This window comes from Aureimonas mangrovi, assembly GCF_014058705.1.
Classification (GTDB): Bacteria; Pseudomonadota; Alphaproteobacteria; order Rhizobiales; family Rhizobiaceae; genus Aureimonas; species Aureimonas mangrovi.
In genome coordinates, this window is record NZ_CP059692.1 from 3268426 (window position 1) to 3285911 (window position 17486).

A 17486-nucleotide genomic window follows, 5' to 3' on the forward strand; every position below is an offset into this window, starting at 1 on the left:
CGCGAGACCTATGCTATGCCCCCGAAGGTGGAACGCTTGCGCTACCGCCAGATGACCAGGAGGAAAGGGTCAGCATGGCCGAGGCCGTCGACATCGATCATCTGAAAGGCTGGGTGGGCCGCTCCGAGGGCGTAAAGGACCGGATTGAGCCGCGTCTGGTTGAGGGATTTTGCGCAACGCTCGACCGCACGGGCGAGAAAGTCCGGCGAAACGAGGACGCGCCTTTGTGCATTCACTGGTGTCTCGCCCCGCCCATCGTGCCGAACAGCGCGACCGGCTCGGACGGGCATCCGGCGCGCGGCGGCTTCCTGCCGCCTGTGCCGCTGCCGCGGCGCATGTGGGCGGGCGGCGAGATCGAGTTCCGCGCTCCGCTGAAGGTCGGCGACCTCGTGGAGCGGCTCTCGACGATCGAGAGTATGGACATGAAGGTAGGGCGGTCGGGCCGCCTTGTGTTCGTCAGCGTGCGGCACGCCTTCTCAACGGAGCGCGGTGTCGCGGTCGAGGAACGCCAGGACATCGTCTATCGCGACATGCCGCCCCGGTCGGGCGTCAGATCTGCGCCCGGGCGGGCAGCCACGTCCTCGGCTTCGCCAAACGGCGGCGAGCCCTTCGACATCAGCACGCTGGCGCTCTTTCGCTATTCGGCGCTGACCTTCAACGGCCATCGCATCCATTACGACCGGCGTTACTGCATCGAAGAGGAGGGCTACCCCGGCCTCGTGGTCCACGGCCCGCTGCAGGCGACCCTGCTCGCCCATCGGGCGGAGCGCAGGCTCGGCGCGCCACCGTCGCGCTTTTCCTATCGCGGGGTCAAACCGCTTTTCGATGGGGACGGGCTCTTCCTGGACGCGGCCCCGGCGGAGGACGGTTCGTTGTCCCTCAGGGCAACGAACCGCGCCGGCGAAACGACGATGGAAGCCCGCGCGCTGCTCTGACCTCCAGGCGCATCTCAGAAATCCGGCTTGAGGAGAGCGAGGGTCGGCAGCGCGGCAGGAGGAAGCGGTCGCGGTCGCTCGGGTGTCTTCGCCGCATACATTCGCGCGTCTGCCCGGGCGATGAGCGTCCGCAGGGCGAGGCCGGGTAGCCAGCGCGCGGCGCCCACGCTGGCACCGAGTTCGAGCGTCAAGGACCCGAGCGTGAGCGGCTGGTTCAGATGAGCGTAGAGATGCGCGACCGCAGCGTCGAGCTCGTCGTCGCCATCGGCGCGCACGAGGGCCACGAACTCGTCGCCACCGAGGCGCGCAACGATCTCGGCATGGGGGAACGCCCCGCGCATGCGCCGCGCGATTTCGCGCAACGCCTCGTCACCGACGAGATGACCATGCCTGTCGTTGATCCGCTTGAAGTCGTCGAGATCGACGAGAACGAGGCCAAGGGCGAGGCTCTCAGCCTCCACGAGGGTCCGAGCTTCGTGCGCGCAGCGCATGAAACCGCGTCGGTTCGCAATGCCCGTCAGTTCGTCGATGATCGCCGCGCGCTCGAGTTCGCGTTCCAATTCCTTGCCTTCGGTGATGTCGACGGCCACGCCCGCCACGCGCAGCACGGCGCCGGTCCGGGAATCGAGTTCGGGGGTCAGGAACGTGCGGAACCAGCGCCGGCCGATCGGCGTGGCACGTCGCTCCTCGTATTCCATGGGTCGGCGCTCGGCCACGCAGCGGCGGTACCCGACCTCCATGTTGGCAGCCACGCGACGCGGCATGCAGCCAGAGGGCTCGAAGCCGACGATCTTGTCGCGCGTCAGTCCTGTCAGGCTTTCGAAGGCGATGTTGATCGCGACATAGCGCAGTTCGCCGCTCGCTTCGACGCCGAGGACGAAGACGGGAACCGAAAGCAGATCGATCTCAACCAAGGCCATGCGAACTCTCCCGACCGGTGCGCCTGGCAGTTTTCCTGCCAGGCCGCATCGCCCTACCCTTCTGCAGGGTGCGGACGATGAGCGATCCGACACCCTCGCGATCCGCAATCGCCGCGAATGCGGACCGTTGCAGTGTTGGAAGAATGCAGCCACACTTGGAGGGTGCGCTGGACAGACCGCCCGGCACTCGCCACATGCGTGTAATGGCAACCCTCTCTCTCATCCAGAACGACGCTACGTCAACCGAGTTTCATTTCGGGTTCGACAATAGCTATGCCCGCCTTCCGGCCGGTTTTTTCGCGCGCGTCCTGCCCGCCCGTCCAGCCGCGCCAAATATGGTGCGTCTGAATGCCGCGCTCGCGGCCGAGATCGGCCTCGACAGCGCGGAATTGGCGACCGACGAGGGCGCCGCGCTCCTGTCGGGCGGGCGCATCCCGCAAGGCGCAGATCCGATCGCGCTTGCCTATGCCGGGCACCAGTTCGGTCATTTCGTACCGCAGCTCGGCGATGGGCGGGCCATCCTTCTCGGAGAGGTGTTCGACCGCGAGGGCCGCCGGCGTGACATTCAGCTGAAGGGCTCCGGCCGCACACCCTTCTCTCGCGGAGGCGACGGGCTGGCCGCCCTGGGCCCGGTGCTTCGTGAGTATCTGGTGAGCGAGGCGATGGCCGCGCTCGGCATTCCCACCACCCGGTCGCTCGCCGCGGTCACGACGGGCGGACAGGTGGTGCGCGAGCGTTTCCTGCCGGGCGCGGTGCTGACGCGCGTCGCCGCCAGCCACATCCGGGTCGGCACCTTCCAGTTCCATGCGGCGCGCGGCGACCTTGATGCCGTGCGCACGCTCTGCGACCACGCGATCGCCCGTCACTACCCGGAAGCGGCCGAGGATCAGGTTCCCGCCCGCGCCTTCCTCGCAGCGGTCGTTGCGGCGCAGGCACGGCTTGTCGCACGGTGGATGCTCGTCGGCTTCGTCCACGGCGTGATGAACACCGACAACATGTCGATCGCCGGCGAGACCATCGACTACGGACCCTGCGCCTTCCTCGACACCTATGATTCGGGCGCCGTGTTCAGCTCGATCGATGAGTTCGGGCGGTACGCCTACGCCAATCAGCCGGGGATCGCGCAGTGGAACCTGACACGTCTTGCCGAATGTCTCCTGCCCCTCTTCGATGAGGAACAGGAAGCGCCTGTCTCGATGGCGAAGGAAATCCTCGCCGGGTTTGCCGCGCAGTACGAGGCCGCCTTCGTGGAAGGCCTTCGCAGCAAGCTGGGATTGCAGGAATCCCATGAGGGAGACCGCGCGCTCGGCGCCGACCTCCTCGAGCGGATGGCTGCGAACCGCGCCGATTTCACCGCGACCTTCCGTCGCCTGATCCTGGCCGCCGATGGTGAAGACCGGCCGGCCGCGGCCCTCTTCGACGATCCAGCGGCATTCACGGACTGGGCCGCACGCTGGCGCGAACGTCTCGGGCGGGAGGCCACCTCATCCGAGGCTCGCCGCCACATGATGCGCCTTGCCAATCCCGCCCTCATCGCGCGCAACGCGCATGTCGAGGCCGCCATCGAGGCGGCCGTCGAGAGCTCGGACTTTGCGCCCTTCCATAGGCTCTGCGACGCCCTCGCCCGGCCCTTCGACGAGCCGGGACTGGAGACCGCCGTCTATGCCGAGCCGCCGGCGCCCGGCGGCCCGGCCTACCGGACCTTTTGCGGGACCTGAAAGGGCCGGATCACCTCAGGCGCGTCAACAGCGAGGAGGTGTCCCAGCGGCTGCCGCCAGCCTTCTGGACGTCGGCGTAGAACTGGTCGACGAGGGCGGTGACGGGCAGACTGGCGCCGTTGCGCCGCGCCTCGGCGAGGCAGATCGACAGGTCCTTGCGCATCCAGTCGACCGCGAAGCCGAAGTCGAACTTGCCCTCGTTCATCGTCTTGCCGCGGTTCTCCATCTGCCAGGAGCCGGCCGCGCCCTTGGAGATGACCTCAAGCAGCGCCTCGACGTCGAGCCCGGCCTTCTGCGCGAAGGCGACGCCTTCCGCCAGGCTCTGAACCAGCCCCGCGATACAGATCTGGTTGACCATCTTCGCGAGCTGCCCCGAGCCGGCGGGACCGAGCAGGCGACAGGAGCGCGCGTAGCTCATCACCACGTCCTCGACCTTGGCGTACGTCGCCTCGTCGCCGCCGCACATGACAGTGAGGACGCCGTTCTCGGCGCCGGCCTGCCCGCCGGATACCGGCGCATCCACGAAGCCGAAGCCGCGCTCTTCGGCCTCAGCGGACAGTTCGCGCGCGACTTCGGCCGAGGCGGTGGTGTGATCGACGAAGATCGCCCCGGGCTCCATGCCGGCGAAGGCGCCGTCGTCCCCGAGCACCACCGAGCGCAGATCGTCGTCATTGCCGACGCAGGCGAAGACGACCTCGGCACCCTTGGCCGCCTCACGCGGTGTCGGCGCATGGGCGCCGCCATTGTCCGCGACCCAGTCTGCAGCCTTTTCGGCCGTGCGGTTGTAGACGGTGACGTCGTGGCCCTTGCGCGCCAGATGCCGCGCCATCGGCGCGCCCATCACGCCGAGGCCCAGAAACGCGACCTTCGCCATCGTGCAATCCCTCCGTTTGCGATGCCTTTCCCGGTTTGGCTGGCCGGAGCGGCGATGGCAAGGCCAGTGCTGCCCCGAGGCCATCACACGCGTGACATCGTCTTTTGCCCTTCACATAGATTGTCCAAGAGGGTCTGATCGGCGCAGTTTGTGGCTTCGCCCCTTCGCCTCCCCCAAGTCCAGGCAGAGCATGGCATGAACGCTTCGCGTCTCTACGACATTTTCATCATCGGCGGCGGCATCAACGGCTGTGGCATCGCGCGCGATGCGGCGGGGCGCGGGTTCCATGTCGGCCTGGCGGAGATGAACGATCTCGGCAGCGGCACCTCGTCCTGGTCCACCAAGCTCATTCACGGCGGCCTCCGCTACCTGGAACACCGCGAGTTCCGCCTCGTGCGCGAGGCCTTGATCGAACGCGAGGTGCTGTGGCGGCTCGCCCCGCATGTCGTGCGGCCGCTGCGCTTCGTGCTGCCGCACCATTCGGGCCTGCGCCCTGCATGGCTGCTGCGCCTCGGCCTCTTCCTCTACGACCATCTTGGGGGTCGCAGGGATCTTCCCGCCACGCGCAGCGTCGACCTGTCCGGCCCGCTCGGCGCGCCGCTGAGGCCCGAATTCACACGCGGCTTCGAATATTCGGACGCGCGCGTCGACGATACTCGCCTCGTCGTTCTCAATGCGCGCGATGCGAGCGCGCGCGACGCGGACATTCTCGTGCGCACGCGGGTCGTCTCCTGCCGTCCCACCCCGGAGGGATGGGCGATCGAACTGGACAACATGGAGGACGGAGCGCGCCATCGCGTGCGGGCGCGCTTCCTCGTCAACGCCGCCGGCCCCTGGGTCGACGGGCTGATCCGGGCGCGAGGCAACGGACAGGCTCACAATGTGCGCCTCGTACAGGGCTCGCACATCGTCACGCGCAAACTTTACGAGCACGACCGCGCCTACATCTTCCAGAACGGCGACGGGCGCATCGTCTTCACCATCCCCTACGAAGACGATTTCACGCTGATCGGCACCACGGACCGCGACTTCGACGGCGACCCGGCGAGCGCCGCGATCAGCGAGGAGGAAACCGACTACCTTATTGCAGCCGTCGGCGATTACCTGAAGACGCCGATCGCGCGCGAAGACATCGTCTGGAGCTTCGCGGGCGTGCGCCCGCTTTTCGACGATCATGCCTCGAAAGCACAGGAAGCGACGCGCGACTACGTCCTGAAGCTCGGGCAGGAGAGCGGCGTCGGCGTCCTCGACGTCTTCGGCGGCAAGATCACGACCTATCGGCGGCTGGCCGAGGAGGCAATGGAACAGATCGAGGAGGTCCTCGAGCGCGGCAGCGAACCCTGGACGGGCGAGGCGCCCCTGCCCGGTGGGGATTTCACCCCGGAGGAGGCCGAGGGGCTGGCCGCCCGGCTCCAGGACATCGCGCCCGAGCTTTCGCCCACAGCCGCCGCCCGCCTCGTGCGCGCCTACGGCACGGACGCGGCTTCGATCGTCTCGTCACCGGGCGGGCTCGGTCACCATTTCGGCGCCGATCTCTTCGAGGCCGAGGTCAACTGGCTGATGCGCGAGGAATGGGCGCGCAGCGCCGACGACGTTCTGTGGCGGCGCTCCAAGCTCGGCCTGCGGTTTTCGCGCGAGGAAGCCGAGGCGCTGGACAGCTGGATGAGCGAGCGGCTCGGCATGGAGCCGCCGGTCGAGGCTGCGCCCCGCCTGGCGTCCAAGATCAGAGTGCCGGGTCGAAGAGTTGCAGGCCGAGGAGCAGCATCGCCGGCAGCGTGACTACCGCCAACAGCGTCTGCAGGGCGACGATGCCCGCCATCAGCGGTGCGTCGCCGCCCATGAGCCGCGCCATCACGTAGGACGAAGAGGCCGTCGGCAGCGCCTGAAACAGCAGCACGATCATCGCCACGCGCCCGTCGAGGTCGAGTGCGAGGCAGGCGAGCACTGCTGCGAGCGGCATGACGACGAGCTTGACGATGCTCGCCGTGATGGCCGGAGCGAGCCGCGAGCCCAGAACCTTCACATCCAGAGCCGCTCCGACGCACAGGAGCCCGATTGGCAGCGAAGCCTGGCCGAGCGCGCGCGCCGCACCCTCCAGCCCGGGCGGCAGCGGCAGGCCCGCGAGCTGAAGCGCGATGCCGATGGCGCAGCCGAGGATCAGCGGATTGAGGGCGATGGCGCGAAGGATGCCCGCGAGCCCGCCTTTGCCCGATCCGTAACGGGCGAAAGCGAGGACGACGAGCACGTTGACCATCGGCACGATGGTGGCGTTCGCCACGGCCGCAAGACCGAGCGCGCCCGGCCCGAAGAGCGCGAGCGCCGCGGTCAGCCCGATGTAGTTGTTGAAGCGGATGCCGCCTTGGAACAGCGAGGTGAAGCCCGGCCCGTCGAGCCCGAAGAAGCGCTCCGTCGCGATGAGGAGCAGCGCCACCGAGACGGTCGAGCCGACGATCGCGGCGACGAGCCCGGCCACGGGAACGCCGGCGAGATCGGCGCTCGAAAGGCCGTGGATGAAGAGCGCGGGCAGCAGCACGTAGTAGCAGAGCCTCTCGGCCATCGGCCAGAACGCCTCCGCGAGGAAGCCGCGGCGGCGCATCTCGAACCCGAGAAGGATCAGGATCGCGATCGGCAGGACGGCGAGGACGATCGCGGTGCTCATGGCGCCGCCTCAAGACGTGAAGATGCCTCGCGACATGCCCTCGCGACCACTGTCAACCGCTCGCCAGGAACGGCGCCAGAATCTCGGCGAGGTTGCGGTTGCCGCTCTCGGGCGGAAAGGTCAGCGCCCGCTCGACGACGGCGTCGAGGTGATGGGCCATCGCCCGGCCCGCCGCATCGGCATCGCCCGCCTCCAGCGCGTCGACGATCGAGCGGTGCTCCGCGATGGCGCATTCGGTCGAATGCGGGCGACCGTAGGCAGAAAGCGCCAGCCCGCTGCGATAGGCGACCTCGCTGACATAGCGATGCAGAACGGGGCGGGCCGCCATCGAAGCCAGGAGCACGTGGAATTCCGTCGCCAGACGAATGCCGGAGGGCGAACCCGCCGCCTCGGCCTCGTCCTGCGCGGCCACATGCGCGCGCAGGGTTTCAATCTCGCGCGCGCCGAGCTTACCGGCGAGGTGCCGGGCGACGATCTCCTCCAGCGCCGCGCGGATCTCGAACGTGTCGCGCGTCTCTTCGGGTGTCGGCGTCGCGACCACCGCGATGCGGTTGCGGCGAAGGTCCACGAGCCCTTCGGCGGCGAGTTGGCCGAGCGCCTGACGCGCGATGGTGCGGGAGACGCTGAAGCTCTCGCCCAGTGAATCCTCCGGCAGCTTGTCGCCCGGCGAAAGCGCCCGCTCGATGATCGCCTTGCGGATCACCGCGCAGATGCGCGCCACGCGGTCCGGCAGGTCGGCCGCCGCGCTCACCGCGCGCAGGCCGGGTCGAGGATCCATTCCGCGCTGTCGTTCCACACGTCGGTCTCGAGGATCAGCCCGTCCTCCACCACGAAGCGGTCGATGTAGCGGTTGCCCTCGAACGGCTTGCCGTCCGGCCAGGCCCCGTAGAGCGTGCCGAGACTGTAGACGATCGTCCGGGAGCCGGCTTCGATCACGCCGTAGCGCTCGATGCGCTTCTTCACCCACGAATAGCGCGCAGCGTTGAAACCGGTCGGCCCGGCCGGGCTGTCATACTCGCGCCCGCCGGTGAAGCGCGCGACGAAGCCGGGCGCGACGACGGCGAGCGCCCGGTCCGGCTCGCCGGCCATCGTCGCGTCCAGATAGACCTCGACCGCGCGCAGATCGGCGCGCCCCCGCTCGCTCGACACTCCGCACACATCCGCCATGATCGGCCTCCGGTTTCCCTACCAAAGTGTATGCACTTTGAACGCTCAAGTCGATGCTCTTGGGATGCTCGATCCGCAGCAATCGTGCCCATGTCTGCGCATAAATTCGCAGCAATACGCCTGTGCATTCGGCATCCTCGCTTCGTTTCAACGAAGGCGTTCCCTGTCCGAGCGCTGGCAGCAAGCTGGCACGGTTCTTGCGTAGGACGTGTCGGACCATTGCCACGGGAAGGAAGGCCATTGCCGTCGAACGCCGCCGATCTTGAGCTTGCGGCCGCGACCAAGTTCTACGGGAACACGGTTGCGGTGGACGCCGTCTCGCTGCGCATCCCCGCCGGCACCTACTGCTGCCTCCTTGGCCCCTCGGGCTGCGGCAAGTCATCCACCCTGCGCATGATCGCCGGGCACGAATTCGTCTCCGACGGCGATATCATGATCGGCAACACGGTGGTCAACGATCTGCCGCCCGCCAGGCGCGGCACGGGGATGATGTTCCAGAGCTACGCACTGTTTCCTCATCTCGACGTGCGAAACAACGTCGCCTTCTCGCTCAAGATGGCGGGCGTCTCCAAAGCCGAGCGGCTGAAGCGCGCCGACGAGATGCTCGCCCTCGTCGACATGGGCCGCTACGCGACACGCCTGCCCGCGCAGCTTTCCGGCGGCCAGCAGCAGCGCGTCGCCCTGGCTCGCGCGCTCGTCACGAGCCCCTCCGTCCTCCTCCTCGACGAACCCCTGTCGGCGCTCGATCCGTTCCTGCGCGTGCGCATGCGCACCGAACTGAAGCGCTACCAGCGCGAGTTCGGCATTTCCTTCGTCCACGTGACGCACAGCCAGGAAGAGGCGATGGCGCTCGCCGACATGGTTGTCGTCATGAACGAGGGGCGGATCGAGCAGGTCGGCACCCCGCGCGAGGTCTTCAACGCGCCGCGCACGCCCTTCGTCGCCCGCTTCATGGGCGGCCACAACATCGTCTCGCAGGACGGGCGCACCTTTGCCGTGCGCGCCGATCATGTGCGGGTCGCCGCGCCGGGCTCGACGGCCGCGCACGAGATGGCAAGCGGCAAGGTCGAGACGGTCGAGTATCAGGGCGGCAGCGTCAATCTCGGCCTCCGCGCGAGCGACGGCAGCGAAGTGACCGCCACGCTCGCAGACCGCGATTTCGACCGCACGCCCCTCGCCTTCGGCGATCCGGTGCTCTTCGGGTGGAGCCCCGAAGACCGCCACGAACTCATCACCACCACCCACTGAAACCCCATCGATGGAGAACTGCGCGATGACGAAGACTTCCGACACCGGCCGCGGCGGGCTGACGCGGCGCAACATCCTGAAGGGCTCGGCCGCGCTCGCCGGCGCGGGGCTCGTCACCAAGGTGACGGGGTTCCCGGCGATCGCGCAGGAGCGCGTCACGCTGCGCTACCTCTCCACGGCCGTGAACCAGGCGCCCGACATAGCGGCCAAGGCCGCCGAAGACCTCGGCATCAACATCCAGTACATCACCGTCACGACCGACGACGTCGCACGCCGCGTCGTCACGCAGCCGGGCTCGTTCGACCTCGTCGACACCGAATATTTCGCGCTGCCGAACCTGATGCCGTCTGGCAATCTGATGGGCTTCGACGCCTCGCGCATCGATCGCGCGGGCTCCATCGCCTCGGTCATCCGCGACGGGACGGTGAACGGGCAGGCTGTCGGCCTCGACGGGACGGCGCCTTCGGAAGTGCTGTATCTGCCCGAAGAGAGCGCGACGAGCTTCGCCACCGAGGAGACCGGCTTCCTCACGCTCATCCCCACCACCTACAACGCCGACACTCTGGGCATCCGCCCGGACCTCATCGAAGGCGAGGTCGATTCCTGGGCCGCGCTCCTCGACCCGCAATATGCCGGGCGCGCCGCGATCCTCAACATTCCCTCGATCGGCATCATGGACGCGGCGATGGCGCTCGAGGCGCGCGGCGACATGACCTACGGCGACAAGGGCAACATGACGCGCGAGGAGATCGACGCCACGATCGAGGCGCTGATCGAGGCCAAGCGCGCCGGCCAGTTCCGCGCCTTCTGGACGGACTTCAACGAGTCCGTGAACCTGATGGCTTCGGGTGAGGTGGTGATCCAGTCCATGTGGTCGCCGGCCGTGACTGCGGTGCGCACCCAAGGCATCCAGTGCCGCTACCAGCCGCTGAAGGAGGGCTACCGCGCCTGGGCCTCCGGCTTCGGCCTGCCGACCTCGATCGGCGAGCGCGAGAAGGACGCCGCCTACGAGTTCGCCAACTGGTTCCTCTCCGGCTGGGCCGGCGCCTACCTCTCGCGCCAGGGCTACTACCCGGCGGTCCTCGAGACGACGCGCGAGGCGCTGGAGCCCTATGAGTGGGCCTATTGGTACGAGGGCGCGGCGGCCGAGCAGGACATCATGGCCCCGGACGGACGCCTTCTCGAAAGCGCCGGCGCTACACGCGACGGCGGCTCCTACGAGGAGCGCATGGGCCGCGTCGCCTGCTGGAACGCCGTCATGGACGAGAACGTCTATATGATCCGCCGCTGGAACGAATTCATTGCGGCCTGATCTCGCCACGCAAGCGGCAGGCGCCCCGGTTCAGACCGGGGCGTCCGCGCCCGCGCGGGCCAATGCCCGGCGCCGGCGCACGAGTTGGTCGCCGGCCTTCGTGCCCTATCTGCAGGCGGCGCCGCTGGCGCTCGTCTTCCTCGTCTTCTTCGTCCTGCCGCTCGGCGCGACCTTCGCGGTCTCGTTCTGGAACTACAACGGCTACTCGATGGAGCCGGCCTTTACCGGCACCAATTACTACGACGTGTTCTACGGCTGCGTCGCCAATCTGCCGCGCCTGTGCACGACCTTCTCGACCTATCTCTCGACGCTGAAATTCGTGGCGATCGTCTGGGCGACGACGCTCGCGATCGGCTTCACGGTCGCCTATTTCCTGGCCTTCCACGTGCGCACGCTGCCGATGCAGATCGCGCTCTTCATGGTCTGCACCATCCCGTTCTGGACCTCGAACGTCATCCGCACGATCTCGTGGATCCCGCTTCTGGGGCGCAACGGCCTCGTCAACCAGACGCTTCAGTCGTTGGGCATCACCAGCCAGCCGATCGACTGGCTGCTCTACTCGGATTTCTCCGTCGCGCTGGCGCTCGTCCACCTCTACACGCTGTTCATGGTGGTGCCTATCTTCAACTCGATGATGCGCATCGACCGCTCGCTGATGGAGGCCGCGCTCGACGCCGGCGCATCCGGTTGGCAGACGCTGTGGAACGTCGTCATCCCGCTCGCCAAGCCCGGCATCCTGATCGGCTCGATCTTCGTCGTCACCATCGTCACGGGCGACTACATCACCATCGGCATCATGGGCGGCCAGCAGATCGCCTCGGTCGGCAAGGTGATCCAGACGCAGATCAATTTCCTGCAGTTCCCGATCGCCGCCGCGAACGCAGTCCTGCTCCTGATCGTCGTCCTGATGACCGTCTGGGGCATGCTGCGCCTCGTCGACATCCGCAAGGAGCTTTAGAGCGATGACCCGCACCGCTCCGCGCGAAGAGAAACGCCCGCGCTCCTTCTACGCGCTGGCCGCCTTCTTCGCGCTCTTCGTCCTGTTCCTCTACGGGCCTGTGGTGACGATCCTCACCCTCTCCTTCCAGGGGCCGCAGGGCGGGCTCACCTTTCCGATGAACGGCGTCTCGACCTACTGGTTCGAACGCCTTTGGAGCGGGCGCGGCACGATCGACATCGGGGTCGCCTTCCGGCGCTCGCTGGCGCTCGGCGCCGTGGTCATGGTCTCGACGGTGGTGATCTCGGTGCTCGCGGGCCTTGCCTTCCGGCGCGGGTTCCGTGGTGCGACGCTCCTCTTCTACGTCGCCATCGCCAGCCTGATCGTGCCCTCCATCGTCGTCTCGCTCGGCATCGCGCTGGAGTTCCGCATCCTCGACGACCTCCTGCGCTCCGTGCTGACCTCTATCGGCCTTCAGCATCTGGCGGGCGGCAACTCGCTCGGCCTCTTCACGTCCGGGCTCGGCGCGCACCTCTCCTGGACGCTGCCCTTCGGCCTCCTCATCATGTTCGCCGTCCTCAACCGGCTGAACCCGGCCTACGAGGAAGCCGCGCGCGACCTCGGCGCCACCTCGTGGCAGAGTTTCCGCCACGTCCTCCTGCCGATGATCGCGCCTTCGCTCATCGGCATTTCCCTCTTCGGCTTCACGCTCTCCTTCGACGAGGTGGCGCGCTCCAGCCAAACGATGGGCTCCACCAACACGCTGCCCTTGGAACTCGCCGCCGCGACGACGACGGTGACGACGCCGGAAATCTACGCGCTCGGCACATCCGTCACGGCGGTCTCCTTCACGGTGATCTTTGGCACGCTCGGGCTCTTCGCCCTCGTCCAGCGCAGCCGGCGCGCGCGCGCCGCGATGCCCAAGGGCGAATGAACTGCGAAAACCGCATGCTCATCTCGATCGTCAATCCCAACGCCACCGCCTCGATGACGCGCACGATCGCCGAGGCCGCCGAGCGGGCGTGCGCACCCGGCACGCGCATCCTCGCCGTCACCAATAAAAGCGGGCCGCCTTCCATCGAAGGTCACGTCGACGGGGCGTGGGCGGTGCCCGGCCTTCTGGACGCCATCGCGCGGGCCGAGGCGGACGGGGCCGACGCCCATGTCATCGCCTGCTTCGACGACACGGGGCTCGACGCCGCGCGCTCGCTGGCCGAAAAGCCCGTCATCGGCATCGGCGAGGCGGCCGCGCATCTGGCGAGCCTTCTCGCGCGGCGCTTCTCGGTCGTCACGACGCTCGCCTGCTCGGTGCCGATCCTCACCGACAACCTCAAGCGCAACGGCCTGTGGGAAAGCTGCGCCTCGGTGCGCGCGAGCGACGTGCCCGTGCTGGCCATCGAGGCCGACCCGGAGGCAGCAACGCGCCGCATCTCGGAAGAGATCGAGATCGCCATCGCGCAGGATGGCGCCGAGGCGATCGTCCTCGGCTGCGCCGGCATGGCCGATTTCGCCGTCGAACTGTCGGGCCGCCATGGCCTGCCCGTCGTCGAGGGCGTCTCCGCGGCCGTGAAGCTCGCCGAGACACTGGCGACCCTCGGGCTACGCACCTCGAAGCGCGGCGGCTACGCGCCGCCCCGCCCCAAGGAGTGAGCGTGGAGACGCCCGTCATTCGCGTGATGACCGAGCGCGACCTTACGACCGTCGTGGACTGGGCGGCAGCGGAAGGCTGGAATCCGGGTCTGTCTGACGCGCAAGCCTTTCGCCTCGCCGACCCGGAGGGTTTCCTCGTCGCCGTGGAGGATGGCGAGCCGGTCGCGGCGATCTCCGTCGTCAACTACGACGAGAGCTTCGCCTTTCTTGGCCTCTACATCGCACGGCCCGACCGGCGCGGACGAGGCATCGGCCGGGCGCTCTGGCAAGCCGGTATGGCCCACGCCGGACCGCGCACCGTCGGGCTCGACGGCGTCGTCGCCCAGCAGACGAATTACGCGCGGTCGGGCTTTGCCCTCGCCCATCGCAATGTGCGTTTCTCGGGTGTCGCGAAGCGGCGGGCAACGACCGGCCCTGCTGCGAGCGCCCTGACGGACGTCGATGCGCCAGCCCTCGCGGCGCTCGACCGCCGGTGCTTCGGCGCGCCGCGCCCTGCCTTTCTCACGGCGTGGACAAGCCTGCCCGGCCACCACGCCCTTGCCGTCGATGCACCTCCTGGCCTTTCCGGCTTCGGCGTCTCGCGTCCCTGCCGGGAGGGTTTCAAGATCGGCCCGCTCTTCGCGGCTTCGGCCGAGATCGCGGAGGCACTGTTCCTCGGCCTCATACACGCGATGCCGCACGACGCGACCGTCATACTCGACGTGCCCGAGCCGAACGCGGCCGCGCTCTCGCTGGCCGAGCGCCACGGGCTCGTTCCCGTCTTCGAGACCGCCCGCATGTATCGCGGGAAGGCGCCCGATCTGCCGCTTGCCGAGATTTTCGGCCTGACCAGCTTCGAGCTCGGGTAGCGGTGATGTTCGACCGCATCCTGCGCGGCGCGAAACTGGACGGTCGCGAAGACATCGTCGACATCGGCATCGCGAGCGGGCGGATCGCCGCGATCGAGCCCGCGCTTCCGCCCGGCCCGCCGGAGGACGACGCCGGCGGACGCTTCGTCTGCCAGGGCTTCACCGACGCGCATATCCATCTCGATAAGGCGTGCATCCTTGAGCGCTGCCAGATCTGTGACGGCACGCTCGCCGAAGCCGTCGCACTCACCGCCGCCGCCAAAGCTAAGTTCACTGTCGAAGACGTGTTCGAGCGCGCATCGAGCGTCGTCGAGCGCGCGATCGGCCACGGCACGATGCGCATGCGCTCCTTCGTCGAGACCGATCCGCGAGCGGGCCTGCGCTCCTTCGAGGCGCTATTGGCAGTGAAGGCGCGCTACGCACACGCGCTCGACATCGACCTCTGCGCCTTCGCGCAGGAGGGGCTGACGCAGGAGATGGAGACGCACGCGCTGCTGGAATCGGCTTTGCGTGGCGGCGCGACGAGCGTCGGCGGCTGCCCCTATCAGGACCCCGACCCGGCGCGGCACATCGCGCTGGTCCTCGATCTCGCCGAACGTTTCGGCGTGCCGGCGGACTTCCACATCGACTTCGATCTCGATCCCGAAAGCTCAGACCTGCCCGCGCTGATTGCCGCGGTGGAGGTACGCGGCCTGGGCGGGCGCGTCAGCGTCGGCCACGCCACCAAGATCTCAGCGATTGCGCCGGATGCTGTCGAAGCGATCGCGCGCCGCCTCCGCGAGGCAGGCATTGCGGTCGTCGTCCTTCCGGCGACGGACCTGTTCCTCAACGGACGCGGGTCCGACCGGCTCGTGCCGCGCGGCGTGGCGCCGGCCGACCGGTTGGCGGAGGCGGGCATCCTGACGGCGATCGCCACCAACAACGTCCTGAACCCGTTCACGCCCTATGGCGACGCCTCGCTCCTTCGCATGGCGAACCTCTTCGCCAACGTCGCACAGCTCTCCACCCCAGACGCGCTGTCGCGCGCATTCTCGATGATCGAGGCCGATGCGGCGCGGCTGATCGGGCACGAGGCCCGCATCGAGGTGGGTGCGCCGGCGGACCTTCTCGTCCTTGACGCCGCTTCCGGCGCCGACGCGGTGCGGCGCATCGCCCAGCCGATGCTGGGCTTCAAGGCTGGGCGCAGGACGTTCGAGCACGCGCTGCCGCGCCTGTTCGAAGGCGAAACGCAGTAGAACGCGGCAACCGTCATCGAGTTGCAATGCGAATCGGGCAAACAGCGCGCATAGGGAACGGCGTCGGAGGGATCGATGACCGCGCACACTCGCATATCCTTCGCGCCACGAAGGTTTCGCACCCTGTTTCTTTCCGATATTCATCTGGGGTCGCGTGCGGCGCAAGCCGCTCAACTCGTTGACTTCCTTGCCCATCACGACGCCGACACAATCTACCTCGTCGGCGACATCGTGGACGGCTGGCGGCTTCGCCGGTCCTGGCACTGGCCACAGTCGCACAACGACGTTGTACAGGCGCTCCTGAAGAAGGCGCGCAAGGGCGCCGAGATCATCTACATCCCCGGCAATCACGACGAGTTCCTGCGCGAATTCCCCGGCGAACACTTCGGCGGCGTGGAAGTGCGGCAGAACGACGTGCATGTCGGTGCGGACGGGCGCCGCTACCTCGTCACCCACGGCGACGAATACGACGTGGTCGTGCGCCACGCGCGCATCATCGCCTATCTGGGCGACTGGTCCTACGATGCCGCGATCGCGCTGAACCTCCTCCTCAACCGCGTGCGCCGCCGCCTCGGCATGCCCTACTGGTCGCTCTCGGCCTGGGCCAAGCTGAAGGTGAAGAACGCCGTCTCCTTCATCGGCGCGTTCGAGGACGCGCTCTCGGCCGAGGCGCGCCGGCGTGAATGCGACGGGGTGATCTGCGGCCACATCCATCATGCCCGCATCGACCCGGCGGACGGGCGCGACTTCGTCTACGTCAACACCGGCGACTGGGTGGAAAGCTGCACGGCGGTGGCCGAGAACGCCGACGGCTCGCTGGAGCTCCTGACCTGGACGGACATCGTGCCCGTACGCATTCCGGGCTCGGGCGACGGCGATAAGCGTCTCAGCCTTCCGCACGTCGTGGCGGAGGCCGCCTGATGCGCATCCTGCTTGCGACCGACGCCTGGTTCCCCCAGGTGAACGGCGTCGTGCGCACGCTCTCAAGCCTCTCGGACGATCTGCGTGAGCGCGGCATCGCCGTGCGCACCGTCTCGCCAGCCGACTTCCGCACCGTCCCGTGCCCGAGCTATGCCGAAATCCGCCTCGCGGTGCCGCGGCCGGGTCGCCTGCAGGCGATCGTCGACGAATTCCAGCCGGACGCCGTCCACATCGCGACCGAAGGCCCGATCGGCCTGCAGATGCGCAGGCTCGCCCTGCGCCGCGGGCTCTCCTTCACGACGAGCTTCCACACGCGCTTCCCCGAATATCTGCGCCAGCGCGCGCCGGTGCCCGAGCGGCTGACCTATTCCGCGCTTCGCTGGTTCCACAATGCAGGCTCGGCCTGCCTCGTGCCGAACGAGACGATGCGCCGCGAATTGACGCTGCGCGGCTTCCGCAATGTCACGACATGGACGCGCGGCGTCGACCGCTCGCTCTTCCGGCCTCTCGATCCGATCCTGCTCGACCTGCCGCGGCCGATCTTCCTGACCGTCTCGCGCATCGCGCCCGAGAAGAACATCCCGGCCTTTCTTGACCTCGACCTGCCAGGCTCCAAGCTCGTGGTCGGCGACGGCCCGGACCTGAAGGCGCTGATCCGGCGCTACCCGGATGTCCACTTCGCCGGCGCGCAGACCGGTGAGGCGCTGGCGCGCTATTATTCGACGGCCGACGCCTTCGTCTTCCCCTCGCGCACCGACACGTTCGGCCTCGTGATCCTGGAGGCGCTGGCCTGCGGCACGCCCGTGGCCGCCTATCCCGAGCCGGGACCGACCGAGGTCCTGGCCGGCACGCAGGCGGGGGTCATTTCGGAGGACCTTCGCGCCGCCGCGCTCGGCGCGCTCACCCTGCCGCGTGGGGCAGCGCTCGAGCGCTCGGCCGCCTACGGCTGGGACCGCAGCGTCGATATTTTCCTGCAGACGGTCGAGTCCGTCGTCGCCGCTGCCCCGCGCACGATGCATAGCGCACGGGCTGCCTGACGAGGATCGCGAAGCGGACGGCGGG

17 protein-coding genes are annotated in these 17486 nt (G+C 68.2%); 12 read left to right on the forward strand and 5 right to left on the reverse strand.

Annotated elements, in window-relative coordinates:
- Nucleotides 1–74 precede the first annotated feature (74 nt).
- Entirely contained in the window at nt 75–935 is an 861-nt protein-coding gene (locus H1343_RS15830) for an HTD2 family dehydratase (RefSeq protein ID WP_185983789.1), read from the forward strand.
- Nucleotides 936–949: 14 nt separating this feature from the next.
- Here the strand turns inward: H1343_RS15830 and H1343_RS15835 are convergent, their stop codons facing one another.
- Nucleotides 950–1855: a sensor domain-containing diguanylate cyclase gene (locus H1343_RS15835; RefSeq protein WP_185983790.1), complete on the reverse strand. Its 906-nt coding sequence runs from the start codon at nt 1853–1855 to the stop codon at nt 950–952.
- 203 nt (nt 1856–2058) lie between these two features.
- Here H1343_RS15835 and H1343_RS15840 point away from each other — a divergent pair, with 203 nt between their 5' ends.
- Nucleotides 2059–3573 carry a protein adenylyltransferase SelO gene (locus tag H1343_RS15840; RefSeq protein ID WP_185983791.1) on the forward strand — a complete coding sequence of 505 codons (1515 nt, stop codon included), beginning with the start codon at nt 2059–2061 and terminating at the stop codon, nt 3571–3573.
- A gap of 10 nt (nt 3574–3583) precedes the next feature.
- Here H1343_RS15840 and H1343_RS15845 read toward each other — a convergent pair whose 3' ends face one another.
- The gene (locus tag H1343_RS15845; protein ID WP_246333157.1) at nt 3584–4447 is read right to left on the reverse strand and encodes an NAD(P)-dependent oxidoreductase; all 864 of its coding nucleotides are present in this window, start codon (nt 4445–4447) and stop codon (nt 3584–3586) included.
- 195 nt (nt 4448–4642) lie between these two features.
- Here H1343_RS15845 and glpD point away from each other — a divergent pair, with 195 nt between their 5' ends.
- A complete protein-coding gene (glpD, locus tag H1343_RS15850) occupies nt 4643–6226 on the forward strand; it encodes a glycerol-3-phosphate dehydrogenase (protein ID WP_185983793.1) in 1584 nt (527 codons plus the stop codon).
- Here the strand turns inward: glpD and H1343_RS15855 are convergent.
- Genes H1343_RS15855 through H1343_RS15865 form a run of 3 tightly spaced genes read right to left on the reverse strand, consistent with a single transcriptional unit; the run spans nt 6171 to nt 8195 of the window.
- Entirely contained in the window at nt 6171–7106 is a 936-nt protein-coding gene (locus H1343_RS15855; RefSeq protein WP_185983794.1) for an AEC family transporter, read from the reverse strand. The two genes, glpD and H1343_RS15855, sit on opposite strands and share 56 nt — an antisense overlap.
- A gap of 52 nt (nt 7107–7158) precedes the next feature.
- Nucleotides 7159–7884 carry a GntR family transcriptional regulator gene (locus H1343_RS15860; RefSeq protein ID WP_185983795.1) on the reverse strand — a complete coding sequence of 242 codons (726 nt, stop codon included), beginning with the start codon at nt 7882–7884 and terminating at the stop codon, nt 7159–7161.
- Entirely contained in the window at nt 7854–8195 is a 342-nt protein-coding gene (locus H1343_RS15865; protein WP_246333637.1) for a nuclear transport factor 2-like protein, read from the reverse strand. Before H1343_RS15865 ends, H1343_RS15860 begins: the two co-directional genes overlap by 31 nt.
- A 318-nt stretch (nt 8196–8513) precedes the next feature.
- Here H1343_RS15865 and H1343_RS15870 point away from each other — a divergent pair, with 318 nt between their 5' ends.
- From H1343_RS15870 to H1343_RS15910, 9 genes are all read left to right on the forward strand, one after another.
- On the forward strand, nt 8514–9521 hold the full coding sequence (locus H1343_RS15870; RefSeq protein ID WP_246333158.1) for an ABC transporter ATP-binding protein: 1008 nt from the start codon (nt 8514–8516) through the stop codon (nt 9519–9521).
- A gap of 25 nt (nt 9522–9546) precedes the next feature.
- Nucleotides 9547–10833, forward strand: a complete 1287-nt coding sequence (locus tag H1343_RS15875; RefSeq protein WP_185983798.1) for an ABC transporter substrate-binding protein — start codon at nt 9547–9549, stop codon at nt 10831–10833.
- Entirely contained in the window at nt 10823–11791 is a 969-nt protein-coding gene (locus tag H1343_RS15880) for an ABC transporter permease (protein ID WP_185983799.1), read from the forward strand. The genes H1343_RS15875 and H1343_RS15880 overlap by 11 nt, the downstream gene beginning before the upstream one ends.
- Before the next feature lie 4 nt (nt 11792–11795).
- A complete protein-coding gene (locus H1343_RS15885) occupies nt 11796–12704 on the forward strand; it encodes an ABC transporter permease (RefSeq protein WP_185983800.1) in 909 nt (302 codons plus the stop codon).
- Between the two features lie 14 nt (nt 12705–12718).
- Entirely contained in the window at nt 12719–13420 is a 702-nt protein-coding gene (locus H1343_RS15890) for an aspartate/glutamate racemase family protein (protein WP_185983801.1), read from the forward strand.
- Nucleotides 13421–13446: 26 nt separating this feature from the next.
- Complete coding sequence (locus H1343_RS15895) at nt 13447–14268, forward strand: GNAT family N-acetyltransferase (protein ID WP_185985713.1); 822 nt, start codon at nt 13447–13449, stop codon at nt 14266–14268.
- 5 nt (nt 14269–14273) lie between these two features.
- The gene (locus tag H1343_RS15900; RefSeq protein ID WP_185983802.1) at nt 14274–15503 is read left to right on the forward strand and encodes an amidohydrolase family protein; all 1230 of its coding nucleotides are present in this window, start codon (nt 14274–14276) and stop codon (nt 15501–15503) included.
- A gap of 75 nt (nt 15504–15578) precedes the next feature.
- On the forward strand, nt 15579–16424 hold the full coding sequence (locus H1343_RS15905) for a UDP-2,3-diacylglucosamine diphosphatase (protein WP_185983803.1): 846 nt from the start codon (nt 15579–15581) through the stop codon (nt 16422–16424).
- The gene (locus H1343_RS15910) at nt 16424–17461 is read left to right on the forward strand and encodes a glycosyltransferase family 4 protein (RefSeq protein ID WP_185983804.1); all 1038 of its coding nucleotides are present in this window, start codon (nt 16424–16426) and stop codon (nt 17459–17461) included. The genes H1343_RS15905 and H1343_RS15910 overlap by 1 nt, the downstream gene beginning before the upstream one ends.
- Nucleotides 17462–17486: the final 25 nt, after the last annotated feature.